Below are 23,321 nucleotides of genomic sequence, written 5' to 3'. Positions count from 1 at the left end.
TCAAAGCATCAATCTTCTTCGGATGCACTGCGGATTTCGTAGGTCTCAGCGCCCTGCTCTGGGGTCTTTCCTTCGATCGGCAGCTCCTCTCCCAGCATGCGCTCGGCCGCACCACGGTGCAGTTTGGCGGCCGCGGGGTCGCCGAGCCGGTCGAGCGTGTCGGCCAGGCGGAGCTGCAGCGCGGCCTGCAGTCGCACGTCCTTGGCCTGGCGCGCCCACTCGACCGCTTCATGGCAGGTGCGCAGCGACTCCTCGGGCCGGCCCGCGTACTCCTGGACACGCGCCATCTCGCTCAACGCCCGCGCCTGAGCCGCGACATCACCCTCCTTGCGGTACCCGGCGGCGGCCGAGCGCCAGTTGCGCAGCGCGTCGCCGTAGCGGCCCGCGTACGTGTTCACCGTGCCGATGCGTCCGTGCAGCCGCGCGGCGTCGGCGCGCTCGCCGCGGGTGAGCCGCTGGGCGAGGGCGCGCCCGTACCAGTCGGCGGCCCGGTGCCAGTCCCCCAGCTCCTGGTACGTACCGCCTACGGATTCCATCGCGCGGCCGGTCGCGTACGGGTCCCTGGCTTCGCGTCCGGCGTCCAGAGCGGCCCGGTAGCGGGTGAGCGCCTCCTTGGTGCGGCCGGTCCGCGCGTCGAGGTCGGCGAGGTTCAGGAGGGCCGCGGCCTTCTCGCGGGGCAGCTTCCTGCGCTCGGCGACGTCGAGGACGAGGCGGTGGATGCCGTAGAGGTCGGGGGCGGCGGCCTCGGCGCCGACGTGGGCGGCCAGGGCCCGCGTCAGGGCCGCCATCAGGCGCCTGGCCAGCGTGTCGAGCTCCCCGTCGGCGACGGCGAGGCGGGCGGCGGCCAGGAGCGCGGGCCGCCGGACCCGCAGCCACTCGGCGCCCGCAGCGGGGTTCTGGAAGCGCAGGGCGCGGGGCAGCCCCGCGAGCTTCTTGCGGGCGGGCGAGCCTTCCGGTTCGGTGATCGCGCGGCAGGACTGGAGCAGGCGCACCGTGCGCTCCAGCATCCGGGCGCGGGCGAGCTGCAGCTCGCCGGGCCGGTCGTGGGCCTCGGTCAGGCCCCGCAGCAGCGGCATCAGGCAGCCGGGCACCTCGTACTGCGGCAGCTCGGAGTCGATCCGCCCGATCAGGCCCAGCACGGTGAAGTCGGAGAGGGTGGCCTGGGCGGCGGAGACGGAGCAGCCGGCCAGCGCCGACGCGGTGTGCGGGTCGACATGGCCCTCGGGTGCCAGGGACAAGTAGCGGAGTATCCGGGCGGCGGGCACCGGCAGGGACGCGTAGGCGTGCTGGAAGACGCGGGCGAGCGCGGTGCCGTCGTCGGTCTTGGCGTGCAGCTGCTTGGCCAGGTCCGCCACGGCCTCCTTGGGACGTACGGCGAGCCAGCCGCCCGCCAGCATCAGCGCCGCGGGCTGGGACCCGCACTCCTCGACGAGGGACTCCGCGGAGCGCGGGTCGACGGTGATGCGGACCGATCCGGTGTGCCGGCCGAGCAGCTCGAGCGCGGATTTCGTGTCGAGGCCGCCGAGCGTGCAGGGCCGCACGTCGGAGATTCCGGTCAGCGGCCCCTCGGACACGGCGACGACCAGGCAGTCGGGGTTGTCCGGGAGCAGCGGGTCTACCTGTTCGGCGTCCGCCGCGTCGTCGAGGAACAGCACGGCCCGGCGTACGGAGAGTCCTTCACGCAGCCGCTCGGCGAGGTCGTCCTCGCCCTCGCCGGGGGGTGCCGGGAGGTCGAGGCTGTCGAGCAGCTCGCGCGCGGTGCGTTCGGTCGGGACGCGGATGCCGTCCGGGGCGGTGAGGCGGGTCCGCAGGATGCCGTCCGGATAGTCGGCGGCGACCTGGCTCAGGAGTTCCTCGGCGAGCGCGGTGCGACCGGATCCGGGGCGTCCCGCGATGAGCAGCACGCGCGCGCGTGGCGCTTTGCGTCCGGCGATCGTGTCGAGTCCCGCGCGCTCGATGTCGGTGCGCAGTTCCTTCAACTCACGGCTGCGGCCCAGGAACTGACTGTTTTTCAGTCCGTCCTTCGGTTCGACCGCCTGATCCGTCACGGGCCACGCTCCGTCCACCTGTGCCGAACCCGCCGGAGGTTCGGGCGGGACGCTTTCAGAGCCTAGTTCAGGCGGAACGGCGTTCCCCGGCGGGCGGCGCGGGGATGTCCCTCAATCGGATCAGCGGATGGTGTGACCGGAGAGGTCGACGGGAATCGGCCCCTCCGGTGCACAGCTCTGCGCCTATGCCTCGAACGGACGGGCGGGCCAGGGGGCCTCGGCCGGCCGCAGCGACTCCACGCCGCCACCGGCCTGCGCGGCGGTCAGCGCGAGCACGCCCACCACCAGGCAGTTGTTGTGCAGCTCACCGGCCAGCACGCCGCGTACGAGCTCCTCCAGGGGGACGCGGGCCAGCTCCATGTCGGCCTCCTCGTCCTCCACCTCGAAGCGCTCGCCCTCCGCCTCGGACAGGTCACGGGCCAGGAAGACGCGGACGGCCTCGGAGCAGCCCCCGGGCGTCGTGTAGACGTCGGTGAGGACGCGCCAGTCCTCGGCCTTGACGTGCGCCTCCTCGTAGAGCTCGCGCTGGGCCGCGTGCAGCGGGTTCTCGCCGGGGATGTCGAGCAGTCCGGCCGGGATCTCCCAGAGCTTGTGCCGCACGGGGTGGCGGTACTGCTTGAGGATCAGGACGCGGCCCTGGTCGTCGAGGGCGAGGACGGCGACGGAGCCGGGGTGGACCTGGTAGTCGCGGCGGACGACCGAGCCGTCGGGCATGACCACGTCGTCGGTGCGCACAGAGGTCTTGTTCCCGACGAAGGGGGTCGCGGTCGCCCGGACCTCCCACTCCTCGGCGGTGTCCTTGATCGTCGTCATGTCGACACGTCCTCCTACGCACATAAAAACCGGGGGTAACAGAAACCGGGGCACGCACCCCAAAAGGCGCGTACCCCGGCAACCGTACAACCCTTGTCCTACATGGCTTACTTGGCCTTCTTGCCGTTCGCCGCGCCGCCGGTCTTGCGCTCGACGGCCGCCTTCACCAGGCCCGCGAAGAGCGGGTGCGGGCGGGTCGGGCGGGAGCGGAGCTCAGGGTGCGCCTGGGTTGCGACCAGGTAAGGGTGCACCTCGCGCGGGTACTCCACGTACTCGACGAGCTTGCCGTCCGGCGACGTGCCGGAGAACTGCAGACCGGCCTTCTTCTCCAGCTCGGCGCGGTAGGAGTTGTTCACCTCGTAGCGGTGACGGTGGCGCTCCTCGACGTACTCCTTGCCGTCGTACACCTCGCGCGCGATGGAGCCCTCGGCGAGCTTCGCCGGGTACATGCCCAGGCGCATGGTGCCGCCCATGTCGCCCTCACCGGCGACGATGTCGAGCTGCTCGGCCATCGTGGAGATGACCGGGTGGGCGGTGGCGGCGTCGAACTCGGTGGAGTTCGCGTCGGGGATGTCGGCCAGGTTCCGCGCGGCCTCGATCACGATGCACTGCAGGCCGAGGCAGAGGCCGAGCAGGGGGATCTTGTTCTCGCGGGCGTACTGGATCGCGCCGACCTTGCCGGACACGCCGCGGTCGCCGAAGCCGCCGGGGATGCAGATCGCGTCCACGTCGCCGAGCTGCTTCCGGGCGCCGGCCGCGGTCTTGCAGTCGTCGGACGCGACCCACTTGATCTTGACGCGGGCCTTGTTGGCGAAGCCGCCGGCGCGCAGCGCCTCGGTCACCGACAGGTAGGCGTCGGGCAGGTCGATGTACTTGCCCACGAGCGCCATGACGATCTCGTGGTCGGGGTTGTGGACGCGGTCGAGCAGGTCGTCCCAGGTCGTCCAGTCCACGTCACGGAACGGCAGGTCCAGCTTGCGCACGACATAGGCGTCCAGGCCCTCGGTGTGCAGGACCTTGGGGATGTCGTAGATCGACGGGGCGTCGATGGCCGCGACCACGGCCGCCTCGTCGACGTCGCACATCAGGGAGATCTTGCGCTTGATCGCGGTGGGCACCTCGCGGTCGGCGCGCAGGACGATCGCGTCCGGCTGGATACCGATGTTGCGCAGGGCGGCGACCGAGTGCTGGGTCGGCTTGGTCTTCAGCTCGCCGGAGGGGCCGATGTAGGGCAGCAGCGAGATGTGCACGACGAAGACGTTGTCGCGGCCCACCTCGTGGCGGACCTGACGGACGGTCTCCAGGAACGGCAGGGACTCGATGTCACCGACCGTGCCGCCGACCTCGGTGATGACGACGTCGACGTCGTCCGTGGCCATGCGGCGGATGCGGTGCTTGATCTCGTTCGTGATGTGCGGGATGACCTGGACGGTGTCGCCGAGGTACTCGCCGCGCCGCTCCTTGGCGATCACCTGGGAGTAGACCTGGCCGGTGGTGACGTTGGCCGTGCCGTCGAGATCCACGTCGAGGAAGCGCTCGTAGTGGCCGATGTCCAGGTCGGTCTCGGCGCCGTCGTTGGTGACGAACACCTCACCGTGCTGGAAGGGGTTCATCGTGCCGGGGTCGACGTTCAGGTACGGGTCGAGCTTCTGCATCGTGACCCGCAGACCACGCGCCTTGAGGAGCGCACCCAGGCTGGAGGCCGTCAAGCCCTTGCCGAGGGAGGAAGCGACACCCCCGGTGACGAAGATGTGCTTGGTCGTCGTGGATTTGGGCGTCATGGCCAAGAGGGGGCTCCCGTGGTCGCGGTCTGGAATGCGTACCGGCTTGCCTGGTCCGGAGATTTCCGGGGGTGCCGTCGCTGCGGTTCGGGGGCTTCGACTGCTTGCAGAAGCGCACCGGTCCACGGGCTACCAGGGTAACAGCGAGTGGGCGAGGCTGCTTCCGGCCACGCTCCGCACATGCCTCACCACGGCATCACCGAAGCCTCACCCACCGCTCACTCTTTCGGCCCACCTTGGTTGCCGGGACGGGCGCGCGGATCACTGCGCTGCGTCGTATCCTGCTCGGACACTCGCTGCCGAGCCAGGCCGGCAAACGGCACTACCCTCGCCCGTTACTCCCGGAACAAGAGCTCGTCAGTTCGTTTTTATGACGACGCACCAACACGAACCCTTGACCGCAGAGACCGCAGAGCGATCGCCCTTCCCGGGGCGTACGTGGCCGTTCGACTGGAGATGCACGTGGCCGGGCGCATCGAGGACTACGCACTCATCGGAGACATGCAGACCGCTGCCCTGGTCTGCCGGGACGGAACAGTCGACTGGCTGTGCCTCCCACGCTTCGACTCGCATGCCATTTTCGCCGGCCTGCTCGGCACGGAGGAACACGGCTTCTGGCGGCTGGGACCGGCGCACGCGCCGGAGGCCGAACCGCCGACCGCGGCGCGCCGGACGTACCGCGGCGATTCACTGATTCTCGAATCCGAATGGGACACCCCCCGCGGCACGGTCCGGGTGACCGATTTCATGCCGCCGCGTGACGGCGCACCGCAGCTGATCAGGATCGTGGAGGGCATCAGCGGCCGCGTCCCGATGCGCTCGGCGCTGCGTATGCGTTTCTCGTACGGGCGGATCGTGCCGTGGGTGCACAAGGTAGACGGCCGCACGGTCGCGGTCGCGGGCCCCGACTCCGTGTGGCTCGACTCGTCCACGGAGACGTACGGCAAGGACCTGACGACGTACTCGGACTTCACGGTGGCGCCGGGTGACCGGATCGCGTTCACCCTCTCGTGGCAGCCCTCTCACCTGAAGCCGCCGGCCCTCCCCGACCCCGAGGGGTCGCTCGAGGCGACGGAGGAGTTCTGGGGCGAGTGGGTCGAGCACTGTACGTACCACGGGCCCTACCGCGAGGCCGTGGTCCGTTCGCTGATCACGCTGAAGGCCCTGACGTACGCGCCGACCGGCGGCATCGTCGCCGCGCCGACGACGTCGCTGCCCGAGGAGATCGGCGGTGTCCGCAACTGGGACTACCGCTACACCTGGCTGCGCGACGCGGCGATCACCCTCTCGTCCATGCTGCGCACCGGCTACCGCGAAGAGGCCCGCGCCTGGCGCGACTGGCTGCTGCGTGCGGTCGCGGGCGACCCCGAGAACCTGCAGATCATGTACGGGATCGCGGGCGAGCGCGAGCTGGGCGAGGCGGAGCTCGACTGGCTGCCCGGCTACGAGAACTCGGCGCCGGTGCGGGTCGGCAACGGCGCGGCGCACCAGCTCCAGCTGGATGTCTACGGCGAGGTCACCGAGGCGCTGCACCTGGCGCACATGACGGGCCTGACCCGCAACGACTACGCGTCCCTGCTCCAGCTCAAGCTGATCCGCTACCTGGAGAAGCACTGGGACGAGCCGGACGAGGGCATCTGGGAGGTACGCGGGCCGCGCCGGCACTTCGTTCACTCGAAGGTGATGGCGTGGGTCGCCGTGGACCGCACGATCAAGCTGATCGAGTCGGGTGACGCGGACGGACCCCTGGAGAAGTGGCGCAGGCTGCGCGACGACATCCACCGGGACGTGTGCGAGCGGGGCTACGACAAGGAACGCAACACGTTCACCCAGTCGTACGGCTCGAAGGAGCTGGACGCCTCGCTGCTCCTGATCCCGCAGATGGGCTTCCTGCCGCCCGACGACAAGCGCGTCATCGGCACGATCGAGGCCATCCAGCGGGAACTCTCGACGCCGGACGGTTTCATCCTGCGGTACCCGACGACGGGCGAGGACGCGGGCGTCGACGGCCTGGAGGGCGACGAGGGCGCGTTCCTCGCCTGCTCGTTCTGGATGGCCGACGACCTGGCGATGATCGGCCGCGTGGACGAGGCCCGCACCCTCTTCGAGAAGCTCCTGTCGCTGCGCAACGACCTGGGGCTGCTCGCCGAGGAGTGGGACTCGCGTCTGCAGCGCCAGGTGGGCAACTTCCCGCAGGCGTTCAGCCACGTGCCGCTGATCGACACGGCACTGCGGCTGACGGCCTCCGGGGCGTACGGCGGCTAGCCCGGCTCACTGATCACCTTTCCGGCGGCGCGTTCCCCCTGCGGACGCGCCGCCGGCGGCGTCAGCGCGTCCTGCCTGGTGGCCGGAGGTTTTCCAGGAACGTGCGCGCAGGTAGCGTCCGCACCATGGACACTCAGGCCCCCCACAGCAGCGCGCCCGGCACCCAGGGCGGCATCACCGTGCAGCGGGCCCTGGAACTGCCAGGTCTGCGCAGCGGGCTCCCGGAAGTGGTGGCGGGCGCGGACCGGCTGCAGCGCACGGTGCGCTGGGTGCACGCCGGCGAGGTGCCCAACATCGCCTCGCTCCTCAAGGGCGGCGAGCTGCTCCTGACCACCGGGTTCGGCATCGGCACGCGCCCCGCCGAGCAGCGGGCCTTCGTCCGCAAGCTCGCCGACCGCGGCATCTCCGCCCTCGTCATCGAGCTGGGCCAGCGCTTCGCACGGCTGCCGGCCGCACTCGTGGAGACCGCGCGCACGGCCGGCCTCCCCCTGGTGCAGCTGCACCGCGAGGTGCCGTTCGTGACGGTCACCGAGGAGGTCCACACCGAGATCGTCAACGGACACTACGCGCTCCTCCAGCGCGCCGAGGAGGTGCACCGGCGCTGCACCGAGGCCCTGCTCGGCGGCGGCGGAGTGCCTCAAGTCCTGCGCATCCTCGCCGAGTTCAGCGGCAACCCGGTGTTCCTGGAGACGGCCGACGGGCAGCTCCTGTACGCGGCCGGGGGCGAGCCCGAGGTCGCCGACCCGCTCCAGGTGTGGGAGGGGATGCGCGGCAAGCCCGCCGACCGGGACGAGCCTCCCGCCGGAGCCGTGCTCGTCGACGTGCCGGGCGGCGGGCCCGGTACCGGGTCCGTGCGGGCACGCCTCGTCCTGCTGCCGGTCGCGGCACCGCTGGTGCCCGTGCACCGGATCGCGGCGGAACGGGCGGCGAGCAGCCTCGCCGTCGTGCTGATGCAGGCCCGCCAGGAGGAGGAGCTGGCGGCGCGCGGCCGCGGTGACTTCCTCACGGATCTCGCGGAGGGCCGGATCACGCCGGACGACGCCCCGGCGCAGGCCCGCGTCCTCGGGTTCAAGCCGGGTGGCCAGGGGCCGCTGCTGCCGGTCGTGATGCGGCTGCCCGAGGCGTCGGTGGGCTCGGTGGGCCTCTCCCCCGGCGGCGGCTGGGCGGTCCTCGCCAGGGCGGTCGCCGAGGAGCTGGCCGCGGTGGGCGTTCCGGTCCTGCTCGGCGTACGGCCCGTCGAGGGGCGCGTTCCGCTGCTGCTCGGGCTGCGGTCGGACTCGGAGCGCACGGCGGTCGCGGACCGGGTGGCCGCGGCGCTGCGGGCGGGGGTCGAGCGGGCGGGCATGCAGCGCGCCGGGACGCAGCCGCCGGTCGTCGTGGTCGGCGGCGCGGGCGGCTGGGCCGCGGCCGCGGCCGGCCTGCGGCACGCCGCCGAGACGGCCACGGCGGCGCAGGGCCTGTCGGACCGGCCCTGGTACGACGCGCGGCGCCTCGACATCGACCTGCTGCTGTGGCGGTTGCGGGACCATCCGGACCTGGCGGCGTTCGTGGAGCGCGCGATCGGCCCCCTCCAGGCCCACGACCGCCGCGCCAAGCCCCCGCTGCTGCCCACGCTCCAGACGTATCTGGCGCACGCGGGCCGCAAGGCGGAGACGGCCCGCGAACTCCATCTGAACCGCCAGACGCTCTACAACCGCCTCGCCCGCATAAGCGAGTTGCTCGGCACGGACCTCGACGACCCGCAGACGGTGCTCGCGTTGAGCCTCGCGCTGCGGGCGCGCAGGCATGTGGGGTGAGGGTGCCGCCAGGCCTTGGTCAGATCAGCCCGGCGGCCGGGCCCCCGTCAACTCGTCGTAGACGCTGAGCACTTGAGCCACCGTCTCGTCCTCCGTCGGCCACGACGCCGCCTGTACGGCGCCGCGCTCCCTGAGTTCGTCGCGGCGCGCGGGGTCGGACAGGAGGCGGGTGACGGTGTCGGCGAGGGCGCGCGCGTCACCGTAAGGGACGAGTTCCGCGGCGTCGCCGACGAGTTCGGGGATGCCGCCGACGTCGGTGGCGACGAGCGGCACGCGCGCGTGGAGCGCCTCCTGCGCGAGGATCGACCGGGACTCCCAACTGCTGGTCAGCAGAGCCACATCGGCGGACGCGAGCAGCTCGGAGACGTCGTCACGGCGCCCCACGAGCCGTACCGGCAGCCGCTCGCTCTCGATGCGGCGCTGGAGCGTGCCCCGTTCCGGTCCCTCGCCCGCGATGACGAGCAGCGGCACCGGGTCGAGATGACGCCAGGTGCGCGCGGCGTCCAGCAGCGTCCCGTACCCGCGGTGTTTCACGAGGCTGCCTACGGCCATCAGCAACGGCCGGTCCACAGCGCCTAGTTCGGCCCGTGACTTGTGCCGCAGGCCCTCCGGGTCCTCGGGCCCCTCGGGCCCCGGCACCGGCGCGGCTTCCGACGCGTCGGGGCGGCGCGGCGCCGGGAAGGCGACCGCGGCCAGCCTTGCGTCGCGGGCGCCGCGGACGCGGGCCCGCTCGACGAGGTCCGACGAGGTGCCGAGGACCACGGACGCGGCCCTGGCCACGCGCCGTTCGAGCAGACGCAGCAGATGGGCGCGGGCACCCTCGGCGTGGGAGCGGGTGTGCCAGGTGACGACGAGCGGCGTGGTCCTGCCACTGAGCGCGAGGGAGGCCCGCAGCGCGGCGTGCAGCCCGTGCGCGTGGACGAGGTCGGCGTCGGCACAGGCGACCCGGAGCGCCGCGACGGACCCGGGGTCGCTGCTGCGGGGCACGGTGACGTGCTGCGCGCCGACGTCCGCGAAGCCGTAGACGTGTGCGACCTCGGCGGGTGCGCACACCGTGACGCGCACTCCTCTGGCGACGAGCCCGGCGGCCAGCGACCTGACGTGCGTGCTGCTTCCGGCGCTGCCGCCGCCGAGCACTTGCACGGTGCGCATCGGTGACTGGCCGTGCGCTGGCTGGCTGCTCACGTGACTCACGTGGCCGGGACTCCTGGGTCGGTCGGTGCGGGACGCGCGGGGTGTCGCGCCGTAACGGTCTGGGCCAAGGATGCCAGCCCGTACGGGCGTTCCGGCACCGGCCCGGAGTCCCCACCGTGTCGGAGTGGGCAACACGTCGTACGGGATCACTCACACGCGTGAATTCAGGCGTGTCGAACTTACTCCGCCCCGCGGGCCATTGCGGTCACTTTGTCCCCGTATGCCGCGGCGAGGACCAGTCCGGCCGCGTGTGCGAGGAGTCCGGCGCGACCGTTCCCCGCGACGACGGCGACGCCGAGCGCCGCGCCCAGGGCGTGTGCCCCGGTGTCGCCGATCATGGTGCGCCCGTCGAGGTCCTCCGGCAGGACGGCGGCCACCGCGCCCATGGGGGCCGCGGCGATGGCCCCCTTCAGCAGTCCGGGCGCCCCGAGCGCGAGCACGGCCACCGCCGCCCGCCCGGGCCGTACGTCGACCAGGTTCACGAAGTGCGCCGCGCCGGCGATCACGACACCGGCGAGCGCCTTGTCCACGATCCGTTCCTCGAGCAGCGAACCCGCGGCGAGCCCCGCGGCGGAGACACCGATCAACTTCACGGCCCCGCTGGTCAGTTCACCGTCGCGCAGCGCCGACAGATGGGCCCGGAACCCGCTGCGCGGATCACCGGCACCCGCCACGTCGTCGTACGCGCCGCACGCCCCGGCGGCGAGCACGGCGAGGACCGCGGCCCGGCGGTCCCGGCCCGAGGTGGCCGCGGCCGCACCGGCGACGGCCCCGGCCACGACGGCCGGACCGGCGCACAGGTCGACGGCCCGGCCCGCGAAGTTCGTCCGCTCCCACAGGCCCGGCCCGCCCGGCCTTGCCCGCCGCAGCGCCGCAAACCCGGCCCGGGCCACGACGGCACCGGCCGCGACGGCGGCGAACCGGCCCACCACACGCTTTCCCACGGGCGGTTACGCGTCCGCTCGGGCGGTGGCGAGCAGTTCCTCCGCGTGCGCGCGCGCCGTCTCGGAGTCCTCCTGGCCCGCCAGCATCCGGGACAGTTCGCGGATCCGGTCCTCGCCCTCGAGGACGGTGACGCCGGACCGGGTCACGGTCCCGTCGTTCGTCTTCTCGACGAGGAGCTGCCGGTCGGCGAACGCCGCCACCTGCGGAAGGTGCGTGACGACCACGACCTGCGCCGACTTGGCGAGCTTGGCGAGACGCCTGCCGATCTCCACGGCAGCCTTGCCGCCGACGCCCGCGTCGACCTCGTCGAACAGATACGTGGGCACGGGATCGGTCCCGGCGAACACGACCTCCACGGCGAGCATCACGCGGGAGAGCTCACCGCCCGAGGCTCCCTTGGCGATCGGCCGCGGCGGGGCGCCGGGGTGCGGGGCGAGCAGCAGCTCGACCTCGTCCACGCCCGAGGGGCCGTACGCGACCGTGCGCCCGTCGAGCTCGACGCCGTCCGGGTCGTCGGTGCGGCGGATGTCGAAGGACACGCGCGCGTGGGGCATGGCGAGCGAGGCCAGTTCCTGCGTGACGGCCGCGGCGAAGCGTGACGCCGCCTCCGTGCGGGAGTCCGTCAACGCCTGTGCCAGGGCGCCCAGTTCACCGCGGAGCCCGTCCCGCTCGGCGGTCAGCTCACCGATCCGGTCGTCGTCGCCGTCGAGTTCGAGCAGCCGCGCGGAGCCCTGCTCGGCCCAGGCGAGCACCCCAGCCGTACCCTCGTCGGCCGCCCCGTACTTGCGCGTGAGCTGCGTCAGCGCCGCCCGCCGCTCCTCGACCGCCGCGAGCCGCAGCGGGTCGGCGTCCAGGTCGTCGGCGTATCCGGCGAGTTCCCCCGCCACGTCGGACAGGAGGATGCCGATCTCGCCGATCCGGTCGGCGAGCGCGGACAGGGCCGGGTCGTGCGAACGCACGGCGTCGAGCGCACGGTTCGCGCCGCCCACGAGGGTCGTGGCGTCGACGCCCTCGGGGTCCTCGGGGTTGCCCGCGAGCGCGGCGTGCGCGGCGGAGGCGGCCGAGGCGAGCGCCTCCGCGTGACCGAGCCGCTCGGCCTCCGCCGACAGCTCGACGTCCTCGCCGGCGCGCGGCTCGACGGCCGCGATCTCGTCGAGACCGAAACGCAGCAGATCGGCTTCCTGAGCGCGTTCACGCGCGCGGGTGACGATGGTGTCGAGCTCGGCGCTGACGGCCCGGAGCCGACGGTACGCGGCCTGGTACTTGGTGAGCGGCACGGCGACCGCGTCTCCCGCGTACCGGTCGAGGGCCCCCCGCTGCCGGGACAGCTTGAGCAGCCCCTGCTGGTCGGTCTGGCCGTGCACGGCGACGAGCTCGTCGGCGAGCTCGGTCAGCATGCCCACCGGCACCGAACGCCCGCCGAGATGCGCCCGTGAGCGCCCCTCCGCCGAGACGGTACGGCTGATGAGCAGCGCCCCGTCGTCGAGCTCGGCGCCCGCCTCCTGGGCACGCACGATGGCCGCGGTGCCCTCGGGCACGGTGATCCGGCCCTCGACGACCGCCGCCTTGGCGCCGATCCTCACGAGGGCTGGGTCCGCGCGCCCGCCGAGCAGCAGGCCGAGGCTGGTGACCACCATCGTCTTGCCCGCACCGGTCTCGCCGGTCACGGCGGTGAATCCCGGCGACAGCTCGACCACCGCGTCGTCGATGACTCCGAGCGACCGTATCCGCATCTCCTCCAACACGGACACGACCTTACGAGGTCGGGGGCCCTGTGTGCGACGGGCCCTGCCCCGCTTCCCGGCCCACGGGCCGAATTCGCAGGTCGCGAGCGGCTCCGCCCGGCCCTTTTGTCGCCCCTTGTCACCCGCGAGGGCGTACCGGACCGGACCGGGCAGCCTGCGCCGCCGCTGAGCGCCCTCAGTGGGGCTTGCCGCGCCAGCCGGAGACGGGCAGCGCGAACTTGGCGACAAGTCGGTCCGTGAACGAGGCGTGGTGCAGCCGCGCGAGCCGCACCGGCACCGCCCCGCGCCGCACCTCGACGCGCGCCCCCGCGGGCAGTTCCACGGTCCGCCGCCCGTCGCACCACAGCACGCCGTGCGGAGTGTGGTGCTGCACCTCTACGGCGAGCACCGACTCCGGCGACGTCACCAGCGGCTTGGCGAACAGGGCGTGCGCGCTGATCGGCACCATGAGGAGCGCCTCGACCTCGGGCCACACGACGGGCCCGCCGGCGGAGAACGCGTAGGCCGTGGAGCCGGTGGGCGTGGCGCACACGATGCCGTCGCAGCCGAAGCCGGTGACGGGACGCCCGTCGATCTCCAGGACGACCTCGAGCATCCGCTCGGCCGACATCTTCTGCACGGCGGCCTCGTTGAGCGCCCAGTCGCGGTGCACGATGTCGCCGTTGCTGTGCACGACGACGTCGATCGTCATGCGCTCCTCGACCTCGTACGCCTTGGTGACGACGCGGTCGACGACCTTGTCCAGGTCGTCGCGCTCGGCCTCGGCGAGGAAGCCGACGCGGCCGAGGTTCACCCCGAGCATCGGGACGCCGGAGGCGCGGGCGAACTCGGCGCCGCGCAGCAGCGTCCCGTCGCCCCCGAGGACGACGAGCAGCTCACAGGCGTCGAGGCACTCCGGAGTCGCCTCCTTCACGAGCTCCACCGACGCCGGGAGCGGCAGGTCCGCCGCCTCCGACTCCAGGACCCGCACGCCGATGCCGCTGCGCAGCAGCCCTTCGACGACCAGTTCGGCACTCCGGATGGCGGCGGGCCGCCCGGTGTGCGCGAGCAGGAAAACAGTTCGAGCTCGAGTCTGTGTCAACGCGGCCCCTCCGCCACTGCACGGTCAACGTCCGCCGGGTCGAGTTCGGGCGCACCGGCGCGGAGCCACAAAAAATACTCGACGTTTCCGGACGGCCCGGGCAGCGGGCTCGCCGTCACACCCCGTACGCCGAGGCCGAGTTCGAACGCCTGTCGGGCCACCGTGCGCACCGTCTCGGCCCGCAGTTCCGGGCTCCGCACGACACCGCCGCTGCCGAGCCGCTCCTTGCCGATCTCGAACTGCGGCTTCACCATGAGCACCAGGTCCGCGTCGGGCGCCGCGCACCGCGCGAGGGCGGGCAGCACCAGGCCGAGCGGGATGAAGGACAGGTCTCCGACGACCAGGTCCACGGGTTTTCCATCGATCGCCTCCAGCGTCAACTCGCGTACGTTCGTACGGTCCTTGACGGTGACGCGTTCATCGCTCTGCAGCGACCAGGCGAGCTGTCCGTACCCGACGTCGACGGCGACGACATGGGCGACGCCGGCCCGCAGCAGTACGTCGGTGAACCCGCCCGTGGACGCTCCCGCGTCGAGCGCGCGGCGTCCCTCGACGGCGAGCCCCTGCGGCACGAAGGCCGCGAGCGCCCCCGCGAGTTTGTGGCCGCCGCGCGAGACGTAGTCGGGGTCGCTGTCGTCCTGCGTGACCACGATCGCGGCGGCCGTCTCCACCTGCGTGGCGGGCTTGGTCGCGGTGGTCTTGCCGACCGTGACGCGCCCCGCGGCGATCAGCTGGCTCGCGTGCTCGCGCGAGCGGGCGAGCTTCCGGCGGACGAGCTCGGCGTCGAGGCGGCGTCGTGCCACTCCTGCCACGTTCGGTTCAGCTCCTGTGTCGGTTCAAGGGTGAGGGCTCGGGGCGTGCGTCCAGCGCGGTCAGCGCGTCACGCAGGCCCCGGTGTACATCCTCGTACACCTCGATGTGTCCGTCGGCAGTGAGGTGGTCGACGTCGGCGAGCCGGTCGAGCCCGGTGTCCACGTCCGCGTTCCCGGTGGGGGTGCGCGGGACGCCGAGGGGGGCCGGGGCCGCGGGCTCGTACGACGGTTCGTCCCTGGCCTCCGGGGCCCCGGCCGCCTGGTCCGGCACCTGGTCGGGGTCCGGATGAGAGTCGTTCATGCCACGACGCTACCGCGTAGCACTGGGGTACGGTCGACCGCGATGGCGACGACGCAGGAGTGCCGTGCCGCACTCGACAAACTCTCGGACAATCTGGCGGGCGCGGAGGGCGGGGTACGCAGCGCTGCTGCGCTCGACCGCTCTCTGAGCTGCCATGTCACGGATCTCAAGATCACGTTCACGGGCCGGCTCGAGAACGGCCGGATCGAGGTGCTCGACACGGTCGACGGGCCGCCGCCCGACCGGGCGCAGATCCGGCTCGCGATGACCGGCGACGACCTGGTCGCGATGGTCGACGGCAGGCTGAACTTCGCGAAGGCGTGGGCCTCCGGCCGGATCAGGCTGGAGGCCGGCTTCCGCGACCTGCTGCGGCTCAGGACGCTGCTTTAGCCACCGCCTTCGCGGGCGCCTCCACGCCCCGCGCCAGCCCCTTCCTGGCCTTCCGCGCGGCCGGCACCACCAGCGGCGTCCCGGTCTCCGGATCGTCGATGACCTGGCACTTCATCCCGAAGAGCCGCTCGACGAGGTCTGCGGTGACGATGTCGCCCGGCGCTCCCTCGGCGATGACCTCGCCGCCGCGCAGGGCGATCAGGTGGGTGGCGTAGCGGGCCGCGTGGTTGAGGTCGTGCAGGACGGCGACGAGCGTGCGCCCCTGCTCCTCGTGCAGCTCCGCGCAGAGGTCGAGCACGTCGATCTGGTGCTGGATGTCGAGATACGTGGTCGGCTCGTCGAGGAGGAGCAGCGGGGTCTGCTGGGCGAGCGCCATCGCGATCCATACGCGCTGGCGCTGGCCGCCGGACAGTTCGTCGACAAAGCGATCGGCCAGCTCGGCGACTCCGGTGGACGCCATCGACTCCTGCACGATCCGCTCGTCCTCGCCGGACCACTGGCGGAGCAGGCCCTGGTGGGGGTAGCGGCCGCGCGAGACGAGGTCGCCGACGGTGATGCCGTCGGGCGCGATCGACGACTGGGGCAGGAGCCCGAGCGTGCGCGCCACCTTCTTCGCCGGCATCGACTGGATGGCCTGCCCGTCGAGGAGCACCCGGCCCGTCGAGGGCTTCAGCATCCGCGACAGCGCGCGCAGCAGCGTGGACTTGCCGCAGGCGTTCGGGCCGACGATCACGGTGAAGGAGTTGTCGGGTATCTCGACCGAGAGCTCCGACGCGATCACACGCTGGTCGTAGCCCAGGGTGACGTTCTCGGCGGACAGTCGGTTCACGGTGGTGCTCCTCCGCTTGTTGCTCTGGCTGGGGTTGCTGTCGCTCATATCCGGCCGGCCTTCCGCTCGGACACCAGGAGCCACAGCAGATAGACACCGCCGACGACTCCGGTGACCACTCCGACGGGCAGCTGGTCGGCCCCGAAGGCGCGCTGCGAGATCCAGTCGGCGGTGACGAGCAGGGCCGCGCCCATGCACATGGACGCCGCGATGTTCGGACCGGGCGAGCGGGTCAGCCGCCGGGCCAGCTGGGGGGCAGTCAGGGCGACGAATCCGACGGGTCCCGCGGCGGCGGTGGCCGCGGCGGTGAGCAGCACGGCGGCCACGAGCAGGACGAGCCGCGTCCGCTCGACCCGCACCCCGAGCGCGTTCGCCACGTCGTCGCCCATCTCCAGCATGCGCAGCGGGCGCGCGTACGCGAGGACCACGGGTACGAGGACGGCGCACAGGGCGAGCAGGGGCCAGACCTGTTTCCAGTCGCGGCCGTCGAGCGATCCCGTCATCCAGACCGTCGCGCGGGCGGCGTCGACGATGTCCGCCTTGGTCAGCAGATAGCCGTTGACCGCGGTCATGATGGCGGACATTCCGATGCCGACCAGGACGAGCCGGTATCCGTGCACGCCGCGCTTCCAGGCGAGCAGATAGATGGCGAACCCGGTCACGAGACCGCCGACGAGCGCCCCGAGCGCGACCTGGGCGGCTCCCCCCGAGAACAGCACGATCATGACGAGCGCACCCGCCGTGGAACCCTGACCGAGGCCCAGAATGTCCGGGCTGCCCAGCGGATTACGGGAGATGGCCTGGAAGAGCGCGCCGCCGAGCGCGAGCGCCGCGCCCACGAGGAGGCCCACGAGGACCCTGGGCAGCCGCAGGTCGTTGACGATGAGCTCCTGCCCCGGGTCACCCTTGCCGACCAGCGTACGGATCACGTCGGTGGCGGAGATGGGGAAGTCGCCGGTGCCGATCAGTGCGACGCTCGCGGCGAGCGCGGCGCACAGCAGCACGAGGACGACCACGAACGCGCGGATGTCGAGGCGCAGGGAGATACCGCCCCGGGTACGGATCGCCTTCACAGCTGGGTGACCTTCCGCCGGCGCACGAGGTAGATGAAGACCGGGCCGCCGATGATCGCGGTGACGATGCCGACCTGGATCTCGGCGGGCCGTGCCACGAGCCGGCCGAGGACGTCGGCGCCGAGCAGCAGTACGGGCGACAGGACGGCCGAGAACGGCAGGATCCAGCGCAGGTCGGGGCCGGTGAAGGAGCGCACGACGTGCGGCACCATGAGCCCGACGAACACGATGGGCCCGCAGGCGGCGGTCGCGGCGCCGCACAGCAGCGTGGCTGCCGCCATGGACAGCGCGCGCGTCCTGTTCAGGTTCGCGCCGAGGGCGCGGGCCGTGTCATCGCCCATCGCCATGGCGTTGAGCGGTCGCGCGAGCGCGAGGGCGAGCACCGTGCCGACGGCGATGAACGGCAGCACCTGCCGGATCGTCGACATGTCGGCGGAGACGAGCGAACCCACCGTCCAGAAGCGCATCTTGCCGAGCGCCGCGTTGTCCATGATCATCACGGCCTGGAGATAACCGTAGAGCGCGGCGCTGATGGCGGTCCCGGCGAGCGCGAGCCGCACCGGCGTCGCGCTGCGGATCCCCCCGAGGACGTAGACGAGAACACCCACGGCCGCGGCCCCGAGGAAGGCGAACCACACATAGCCCGTCAGCGAGCTGACGCCGAAGAAGCTGATGGCGGTGACCACGGCCGCCGAGGCGCCCATGTTGATGCCGAGGAGTCCGGGGTCCGCCAGCGGGTTACGGGTCAGCGCCTGGAGGACCGCCCCGGAGAGTCCGAGCGCGACACCGGCGAGGAGCCCGAGCAGCGTACGCGCGAGCCGCTCGCCGACCACGACGTCACTGAACGTCCCGGTGTCGTCGAACAGGCCGTGCCACACCTGGTCCACGGGCAGGGGTTTCGCCCCGATCGCGATGCTCACGACCAGGAGCGCGAGCAGTACGACGACGGCTCCGAGGAGCCCGACCGTACGTATCGCCCAGCGGTTCGGGGGCGCGGCGGCGGTGTCCGCGCGCTGTTCGGGGGGACTGTCGACCAACACGCGGTTAGGTTAGCCTACCCTCCCCATTCTCTTCGAGGTCGCTACCCGCATCGCTGCCGACGGGAGCTGCGCGGGAAAACGGGCAAGCGGGAAACAGGGAAGCGGAAAACGAGGAAACGGGAAAACGCGGGAAAAACCGCACCCACCGGCACGCCTCCCCGCCACCGCCGCCTCAAACCCCCAGCCGCGCCAGCGCCTTCGCCCCGTCGAGCGCGCAGGTCCCGTCCCCGGCCGCCGTCCACGCCGCCGCGCACAGGGCACGCAGCCCGTCGACCGCCTCGCCGTCCCCCTCCAGCTCAAGATGCTCGCCCCGCGCGGTCGCGGCCCAGCCCCCGCACGCGAACCCGTCCCCCTGCGCCACGACCTCCGGCTGCCCGGTGAGCAGGCCCCGCAGGTCGACGTCGACATACGTGGGCCGGTGCTGGGGCGGCGCGGCGAGGAGCTGCGCGCCGTCGGTGACACCGGTCAGCACGAGCAGCGAGTCCACCTCCCCGTTGAACGCGCCCTCGATGTCCGTGTCGAGGCGGTCGCCGATCACCAACGGCCGCTCCGCGCCGGTCCGCAGGATCGTCTCGCGGTGCATCGGAGGCAGCGGCTTGCCGGCCACCTGCGGCTGCGCACCCGTCGCGATTCGGACGACCTCGACCGCCGCGCCGTTGCCCGGAGCGATGCCGCGCGCGCTCGGAATGGTCAGGTCCGTATTGGACGCGAACCACGGCACACCACGCGCGATCGCGTAACAGGCCTCCGCGAACCGCCCCCAGACCAGGTCGGGCCCGCCATACCCCTGCACCACCGCCACCGGCTCGTCGTCGGCCGAGTCCACCGGCTCGAGCCCGCGCTCTCTCAGCGCGACCCGCAGCCCCTCCCCGCCGATCACCAACACCCGTGACCCGTCCGGCACTTGCTCACTGATCAGGCGCGCCACGGCCTGCGCCGACGTGATGACATCCGCCGCGTCCGTCGGAATTCCCAGCTCCGTCAGATGCTCGGCCACCGCGTCCGGCGTACGCAGCGCGTTGTTCGTGACATACGCGAGCCCCATGCCCGCGCCGCGCGCCACAGCGAGCGACTCGGGGGCGTGCGCGATGGCGTCACCGCCCGCGTACACCACGCCGTCGAGGTCGAGCAGCGCCGTGTCGTACGCCTCGTTCAGCGCCCGCTCACTGCCTTCGGGCCGCGTCCTGACGGTCTGGCTCATTACACATCGCTCCTCGTTCGATCCCACTCCCCCGATCATCGCTCATGCCACTGACACACATACGATGCAGCAATGAACACTGCAGGTCCCCCAGGTCCGACAGACAGCGACGGCCTCGACCTGATGCCGTTCAGGGGTGTGCGGTACGTCCCCGAGCGCGTGGGCAGCCTCGCCGCCGTGACGTCACCGCCGTACGACGTGGTCGTACGCCCCGACGGTCTGCACCACCTGGAGTCCGCGGACCCGCACAACATCGTCCGTCTGATCCTCCCGCAGGCCGTCTCCCCGGACACCCGCAACGCTCTCGCCGCCGACACCCTGCGCCGCTGGCTCTCCGAGGGCGTCCTGGCCCCCGACGAGACCCCCGCGCTGTACGTCTACGAGCAGCGCGACGGCGACCACCTCCAGCGCGGTGTCATCGGTGCCCTGCGCCTGTCCGAGCCGTCCGATGGGGTCGTCCTGCCCCACGAGGACGTCATGCCGCACGTGGTCGCCGACCGCGCGGGGCTGATGCGCGCCACGGCCGCCAACCTCGAACCCCTGCTCCTCACCTACCGCAGCGAGGGCAACGCGACCGGCACGACCGCGGTCGTCGAACGCACGGTCAAGCGCCCCCCGCTCCTCGCGACGACCACGGAGGACGGCTTCGGCCACCGCATGTGGTCGGTCACCGACCCGGCCGAACTGGCGGAGATCCGCGCGGACCTCGCCCGCCACCAGGCCCTGATCGCGGACGGCCACCACCGCTGGGCGACATATCTGCGCCTGCGCGACGAACGGCCGTCCCCCTCCCCCTGGGACTTCGGCCTGGTCCTCCTCGTGGACACGGCCCGCTACCCGTTGCGCGTCCGCGCCATCCATCGTCTCCTGCACCGCCTCGCGGTCCCGGACGCCCTGGCCGCCCTGAAAGGCTCCTTCCGCCTGCGTGAGGTCCCCGGACCTCTGTCGCACGCCCTGGACGCCCTCGCCGACGCGGCCACCCACGGCAACGCGTTCCTCCTCGCCGGCGCCGGTTCCTTCCACCTCGCGGACGCCCCGTCCCCGGACCTCCTGGCCCGCACCATCCCTGCCGACCGCCCGGAGGCCTGGCGCACGCTGGACGCGACGGTCCTGCACTCCACGCTCCTGGACCATGTCTGGCGCATCCCCGAGGACGCGCCGGAGCACATCGCGTACATCCATGACGCGGCCGCCACGGTCGCGAAGGCGGAACGTGACGGCGGCACGGCGGTCCTCATGCACCCGGTCCGCGAGGAAGTGGTCCGTGACCTGGCACGGCAGGGCGTGACGATGCCCCGCAAGTCGACGTCGTTCGGCCCGAAGCCGGCGACCGGTCTGGTGCTGCGCACGCTCGCGGACTGACGGCGAATCACGCGCCCACAGGCCGTAGGCGCATACGACGAACGGGCGGGACCCCATCGCTGGGATCCCGCCCGTTCGTCATGCTGCGTCATGCGCGGCCGTCGGTCAGCCGCTCACAGCGCCGAGCTCAGCCCTTGTCGTTGCCGCGCTCGTACTCCTCGTCGTCCTCGTCGTAGAACTCTTCGACGTCCGCGCTCTCCTCGACCCAGGGCTCGTCATCGTCATCCGCGGGAGCCTTCGGCCCCGCGACAGCGTCGGGAGCGTCGTCGGACTCGTCCTCGAAGGCGTCGACGAACTCGACCCCGTCCATCTCGGCGAGCCGGTCGGACGCGTCGGTGCTGCCGTCCCGGTCGGACTCGACGGCCTTCGCGAACCACTCGCGCGCCTCGTCCTCACGACCGGCCGCGAGCAGCGCATCGGCGTACGCGTACCGCAGACGCGCGGTCCACGGCTGTACGGAGTTCGAGGCGAGCTCGGGGCTCTGCAGCGTCACGATGGCCGCGTCGAGCTGGTCCATGTCACGCCGGGCACCGGCCGCCACAAGCCGCATCTCGACCTGTCCGGCCTTGTCCAGCTTGGCCACCTCGGGCGCACCGGCCATGTCGAGGGCCTTCTCGGGCCGGCCGAGACCCCTCTCGCAGTCCGCCATGACGGGCCAAAGCTCGACGTTGCCGGTCATGCGCCGGGCGGCGCGGAACTCGGCGAGCGCCTCGCTGTACTTCTGGTTCGCATACGCGGCGAAGCCGGCGGCCTCGCGCACGGCGGCGACCCTGGAGGCGAGCCGCAGCGCGATCTTCGAGTACTCGTACGCCTGCTCGGGGTCCTCGTCGATCAGCTTGGCGACCATCACCAGGTTCTTGGCGACGTCCTCGGCCAGGCCCTTCGGCAGGCTCTGGAGCTCCTGCCGTACGTCCTTGTCGATCTCGTCGCCGGTGACGTCCTCGGGGATCGGCAGCCGGCGGATGGGCTCGCGGTCGCGGTCACGCTCGTCGCGGTAGCGCCCGCCACCACGGCGGTCGTCGCCCCCACGGTCGTCACGCCCACGGAACCCGCCGGGACGCCCACCACGGTCGTCGCGGCGCGGCCCACGGTCGCGGTCGTCACGCGGCCGGTACCCACCACCGCGGCTGTCGTCGCGACGGAAGCCACCACCGCGGCTGTCATCACGACGGTCGTCGCGACGGAAACCGCCACCACGGCTGTCATCACGCCGGTCGTCACGACGGTCATCGCGCCGATCGTCACGGGGGCGGAACCCACCGCGGTCGGTGTCGCGACGCTCGTCACGCCGGAAGGCAGGGCGGTCGCCGCCGGGACGGTCGCCATCACGGCGCGGCCCACGGTCACGGTCGTCACGCGGACGGAAGCCACCACCACGGCTGTCGCCACCGCGGTCGTCACGGCGGAAGGCGGGACGGTCGTCACGGCGGAAGCCACCACCACGGCTGTCGCCACCGCGGTCGTCACGGCGGAAGGCGGGACGGTCGTCACGGCGGAAGCCACCACCACGGCTGTCACCACCGCGGTCGTCACGGCGGTCATCGCGGGGACGGTATCCACCACGGTCATCACGGCGGTCATCACGCGGACGGTACCCACCACGGTCATCACGGCGGTCATCACGCGGACGGTACCCACCACGGTCATCACGACGGAGCCCACCACCACGGCTGTCACCACCGCGGTCATCACGCGGACGGTACCCACCACGGTCGTCGCGACGGAAACCGCCACCACGGCTGTCATCACGCCGGTCATCACGACGGTCATCGCGGGGACGGTATCCACCGCGGTCGTTGTCGCGACGGTCGTCTCGCCGGTTGTCGTCACGGCGGTCATCGCGACGGAAGGGGGGACGGTCACCGTCACGACGGGGACCACGGTCGCGGTCGTCACGCGGGCGGTACCCGCCACCGCCACGGTTGTCGCCACCGCGGCTGTCGTCACGGCGGAAGCCGCCGCCACGGTTGTCGCCACCGCGGTCATCACGACGGAAGGGGGGACGGTCACCGTCACGACGGGGACCACGGTCCCGGTCGCCACCGCGATCGCGGTCGTCCCGGCGGGGCGCGTAACCGCCGCGGTCGTTGTCGCGTCGCGGTCCGCCTCGGTTTCCGCCCCGGTCCCGGTCACCACTGTCCCGGTGTCGCTGGTCGCGTTCCGGTCGCTCGTCGGGAGAGTTGGTGGACATGGGTGACTCCTGTCTTCGGTACCGCAGTCATTCTCGCGCAGCCGGGTAGCCGGCGCGCTTCGACAAAACAAAAAGGACCCCTGGTCCCAGCGTGTGTGCTGGGACCAGGGGTCCTCTAAAAATTGTTCGGCGGCGTCCTACTCTCCCACAGGGTCCCCCCTGCAGTACCATCGGCGCTTTGAGGCTTAGCTTCCGGGTTCGGAATGTAACCGGGCGTTTCCCTCACGCTATGACCACCGAAACCCTATCAGTGTCCCGTTTCAAGGAAACGGGTTCCCGAACAAGGCAGCGAACAAGCACACTCTTCAATTAAGTAGTGCAGCCGTTCAGCCGACACAACTGTTCGTTATCTGAGAACAAACACAGTGGACGCGAGCAACTGAGGACAAGCCCTCGGCCTATTAGTACCAGTCACCTCCACCCGTTACCGGGCTTCCAGATCTGGCCTATCAAC

Annotated in this window: 19 protein-coding genes and 1 rRNA gene; 4 read left to right on the top strand and 16 right to left on the bottom strand. The window is 72.0% G+C overall.

From position 1 onward, the window contains the following. Positions 1-8 precede the first annotated feature (8 nt). The 3 genes from ACZ67T_RS13575 to ACZ67T_RS13565 all read right to left on the bottom strand — a co-directional run bounded on the left by ACZ67T_RS13575 (position 9) and on the right by ACZ67T_RS13565 (position 4,642). Entirely contained in the window at positions 9-2,048 is a 2,040-nt protein-coding gene (locus ACZ67T_RS13575; protein ID WP_469983815.1) for a tetratricopeptide repeat protein, read from the bottom strand. A 183-nt stretch (positions 2,049-2,231) separates the two neighbouring features. Continuing rightward, a complete protein-coding gene (locus ACZ67T_RS13570) occupies positions 2,232-2,861 on the bottom strand; it encodes an NUDIX domain-containing protein (protein ID WP_469983814.1) in 630 nt (209 codons plus the stop codon). Between the two features lie 107 nt (positions 2,862-2,968). After that, on the bottom strand, positions 2,969-4,642 hold the full coding sequence (locus ACZ67T_RS13565; protein ID WP_469983812.1) for a CTP synthase: 1,674 nt from the start codon (positions 4,640-4,642) through the stop codon (positions 2,969-2,971). Positions 4,643-5,098: 456 nt separating this feature from the next. On the opposite strand from ACZ67T_RS13565, the gene ACZ67T_RS13560 reads away from it, so the two are divergent. Together ACZ67T_RS13560 and ACZ67T_RS13555 are read left to right on the top strand one after the other, a co-directional pair. Then, complete coding sequence (locus ACZ67T_RS13560; RefSeq protein ID WP_469984407.1) at positions 5,099-6,907, top strand: glycoside hydrolase family 15 protein; 1,809 nt, start codon at positions 5,099-5,101, stop codon at positions 6,905-6,907. 125 nt (positions 6,908-7,032) lie between these two features. Continuing rightward, positions 7,033-8,703 (top strand): PucR family transcriptional regulator, encoded by a 1,671-nt coding sequence (locus tag ACZ67T_RS13555; RefSeq protein WP_469983810.1) that lies wholly within the window; start codon positions 7,033-7,035, stop codon positions 8,701-8,703. 24 nt (positions 8,704-8,727) lie between these two features. Here ACZ67T_RS13555 and ACZ67T_RS13550 read toward each other — a convergent pair whose 3' ends face one another. The 6 genes from ACZ67T_RS13550 to ACZ67T_RS13525 form a co-directional block, all read right to left on the bottom strand. Next, positions 8,728-9,897: a glycosyltransferase family 4 protein gene (locus ACZ67T_RS13550; RefSeq protein WP_469983808.1), complete on the bottom strand. Its 1,170-nt coding sequence runs from the start codon at positions 9,895-9,897 to the stop codon at positions 8,728-8,730. A gap of 179 nt (positions 9,898-10,076) precedes the next feature. Then, positions 10,077-10,841: a hypothetical protein gene (locus ACZ67T_RS13545; protein WP_469983807.1), complete on the bottom strand. Its 765-nt coding sequence runs from the start codon at positions 10,839-10,841 to the stop codon at positions 10,077-10,079. 6 nt (positions 10,842-10,847) lie between these two features. Next, complete coding sequence (recN, locus tag ACZ67T_RS13540) at positions 10,848-12,575, bottom strand: DNA repair protein RecN (RefSeq protein ID WP_469984406.1); 1,728 nt, start codon at positions 12,573-12,575, stop codon at positions 10,848-10,850. 187 nt (positions 12,576-12,762) lie between these two features. After that, positions 12,763-13,668: an NAD kinase gene (locus tag ACZ67T_RS13535; RefSeq protein ID WP_469983805.1), complete on the bottom strand. Its 906-nt coding sequence runs from the start codon at positions 13,666-13,668 to the stop codon at positions 12,763-12,765. Beyond that, on the bottom strand, positions 13,665-14,480 hold the full coding sequence (locus tag ACZ67T_RS13530; RefSeq protein ID WP_384250983.1) for a TlyA family RNA methyltransferase: 816 nt from the start codon (positions 14,478-14,480) through the stop codon (positions 13,665-13,667). The genes ACZ67T_RS13535 and ACZ67T_RS13530 overlap by 4 nt, the downstream gene beginning before the upstream one ends. A 7-nt stretch (positions 14,481-14,487) precedes the next feature. After that, the gene (locus ACZ67T_RS13525) at positions 14,488-14,781 is read right to left on the bottom strand and encodes a hypothetical protein (protein ID WP_469983804.1); all 294 of its coding nucleotides are present in this window, start codon (positions 14,779-14,781) and stop codon (positions 14,488-14,490) included. Positions 14,782-14,823: 42 nt separating this feature from the next. On the opposite strand from ACZ67T_RS13525, the gene ACZ67T_RS13520 reads away from it, so the two are divergent. Beyond that, positions 14,824-15,171: an SCP2 sterol-binding domain-containing protein gene (locus ACZ67T_RS13520; protein ID WP_100599023.1), complete on the top strand. Its 348-nt coding sequence runs from the start codon at positions 14,824-14,826 to the stop codon at positions 15,169-15,171. Here ACZ67T_RS13520 and ACZ67T_RS13515 read toward each other — a convergent pair. From ACZ67T_RS13515 to ACZ67T_RS13500, 4 genes are all read right to left on the bottom strand, one after another. Next, entirely contained in the window at positions 15,155-16,048 is an 894-nt protein-coding gene (locus tag ACZ67T_RS13515; RefSeq protein WP_469983802.1) for an ABC transporter ATP-binding protein, read from the bottom strand. The two genes, ACZ67T_RS13520 and ACZ67T_RS13515, sit on opposite strands and share 17 nt — an antisense overlap. Further along, the gene (locus ACZ67T_RS13510) at positions 16,045-17,073 is read right to left on the bottom strand and encodes a FecCD family ABC transporter permease (RefSeq protein WP_469983801.1); all 1,029 of its coding nucleotides are present in this window, start codon (positions 17,071-17,073) and stop codon (positions 16,045-16,047) included. Before ACZ67T_RS13510 ends, ACZ67T_RS13515 begins: the two co-directional genes overlap by 4 nt. After that, positions 17,070-18,113: a FecCD family ABC transporter permease gene (locus tag ACZ67T_RS13505; RefSeq protein WP_469983800.1), complete on the bottom strand. Its 1,044-nt coding sequence runs from the start codon at positions 18,111-18,113 to the stop codon at positions 17,070-17,072. The genes ACZ67T_RS13510 and ACZ67T_RS13505 overlap by 4 nt, the downstream gene beginning before the upstream one ends. A gap of 172 nt (positions 18,114-18,285) precedes the next feature. Further along, positions 18,286-19,314 (bottom strand): HAD hydrolase-like protein, encoded by a 1,029-nt coding sequence (locus tag ACZ67T_RS13500; RefSeq protein ID WP_469983799.1) that lies wholly within the window; start codon positions 19,312-19,314, stop codon positions 18,286-18,288. A 72-nt stretch (positions 19,315-19,386) separates the two neighbouring features. Here ACZ67T_RS13500 and ACZ67T_RS13495 point away from each other — a divergent pair, with 72 nt between their 5' ends. Beyond that, positions 19,387-20,676, top strand: a complete 1,290-nt coding sequence (locus tag ACZ67T_RS13495) for a DUF1015 domain-containing protein (RefSeq protein ID WP_469983798.1) — start codon at positions 19,387-19,389, stop codon at positions 20,674-20,676. 127 nt (positions 20,677-20,803) lie between these two features. Here the strand turns inward: ACZ67T_RS13495 and ACZ67T_RS13490 are convergent, their stop codons facing one another. From ACZ67T_RS13490 to rrf, 3 genes are all read right to left on the bottom strand, one after another. Beyond that, positions 20,804-21,631: a tetratricopeptide repeat protein gene (locus tag ACZ67T_RS13490; RefSeq protein WP_469984404.1), complete on the bottom strand. Its 828-nt coding sequence runs from the start codon at positions 21,629-21,631 to the stop codon at positions 20,804-20,806. Continuing rightward, positions 21,523-22,812 carry a hypothetical protein gene (locus tag ACZ67T_RS13485; RefSeq protein WP_469984432.1) on the bottom strand — a complete coding sequence of 430 codons (1,290 nt, stop codon included), beginning with the start codon at positions 22,810-22,812 and terminating at the stop codon, positions 21,523-21,525. Before ACZ67T_RS13485 ends, ACZ67T_RS13490 begins: the two co-directional genes overlap by 109 nt. Before the next feature lie 179 nt (positions 22,813-22,991). Further along, positions 22,992-23,108 (bottom strand): 5S ribosomal RNA (gene rrf, locus ACZ67T_RS13480). Between the last annotated feature and the right edge of the window lie 213 nt (positions 23,109-23,321).

It is taken from the genome of Streptomyces sp. NPDC107517 (assembly GCF_055582645.1).
Note: the sequence above shows the minus strand (reverse complement) of the source record. Positions and strands in the feature narration are given on the sequence as shown.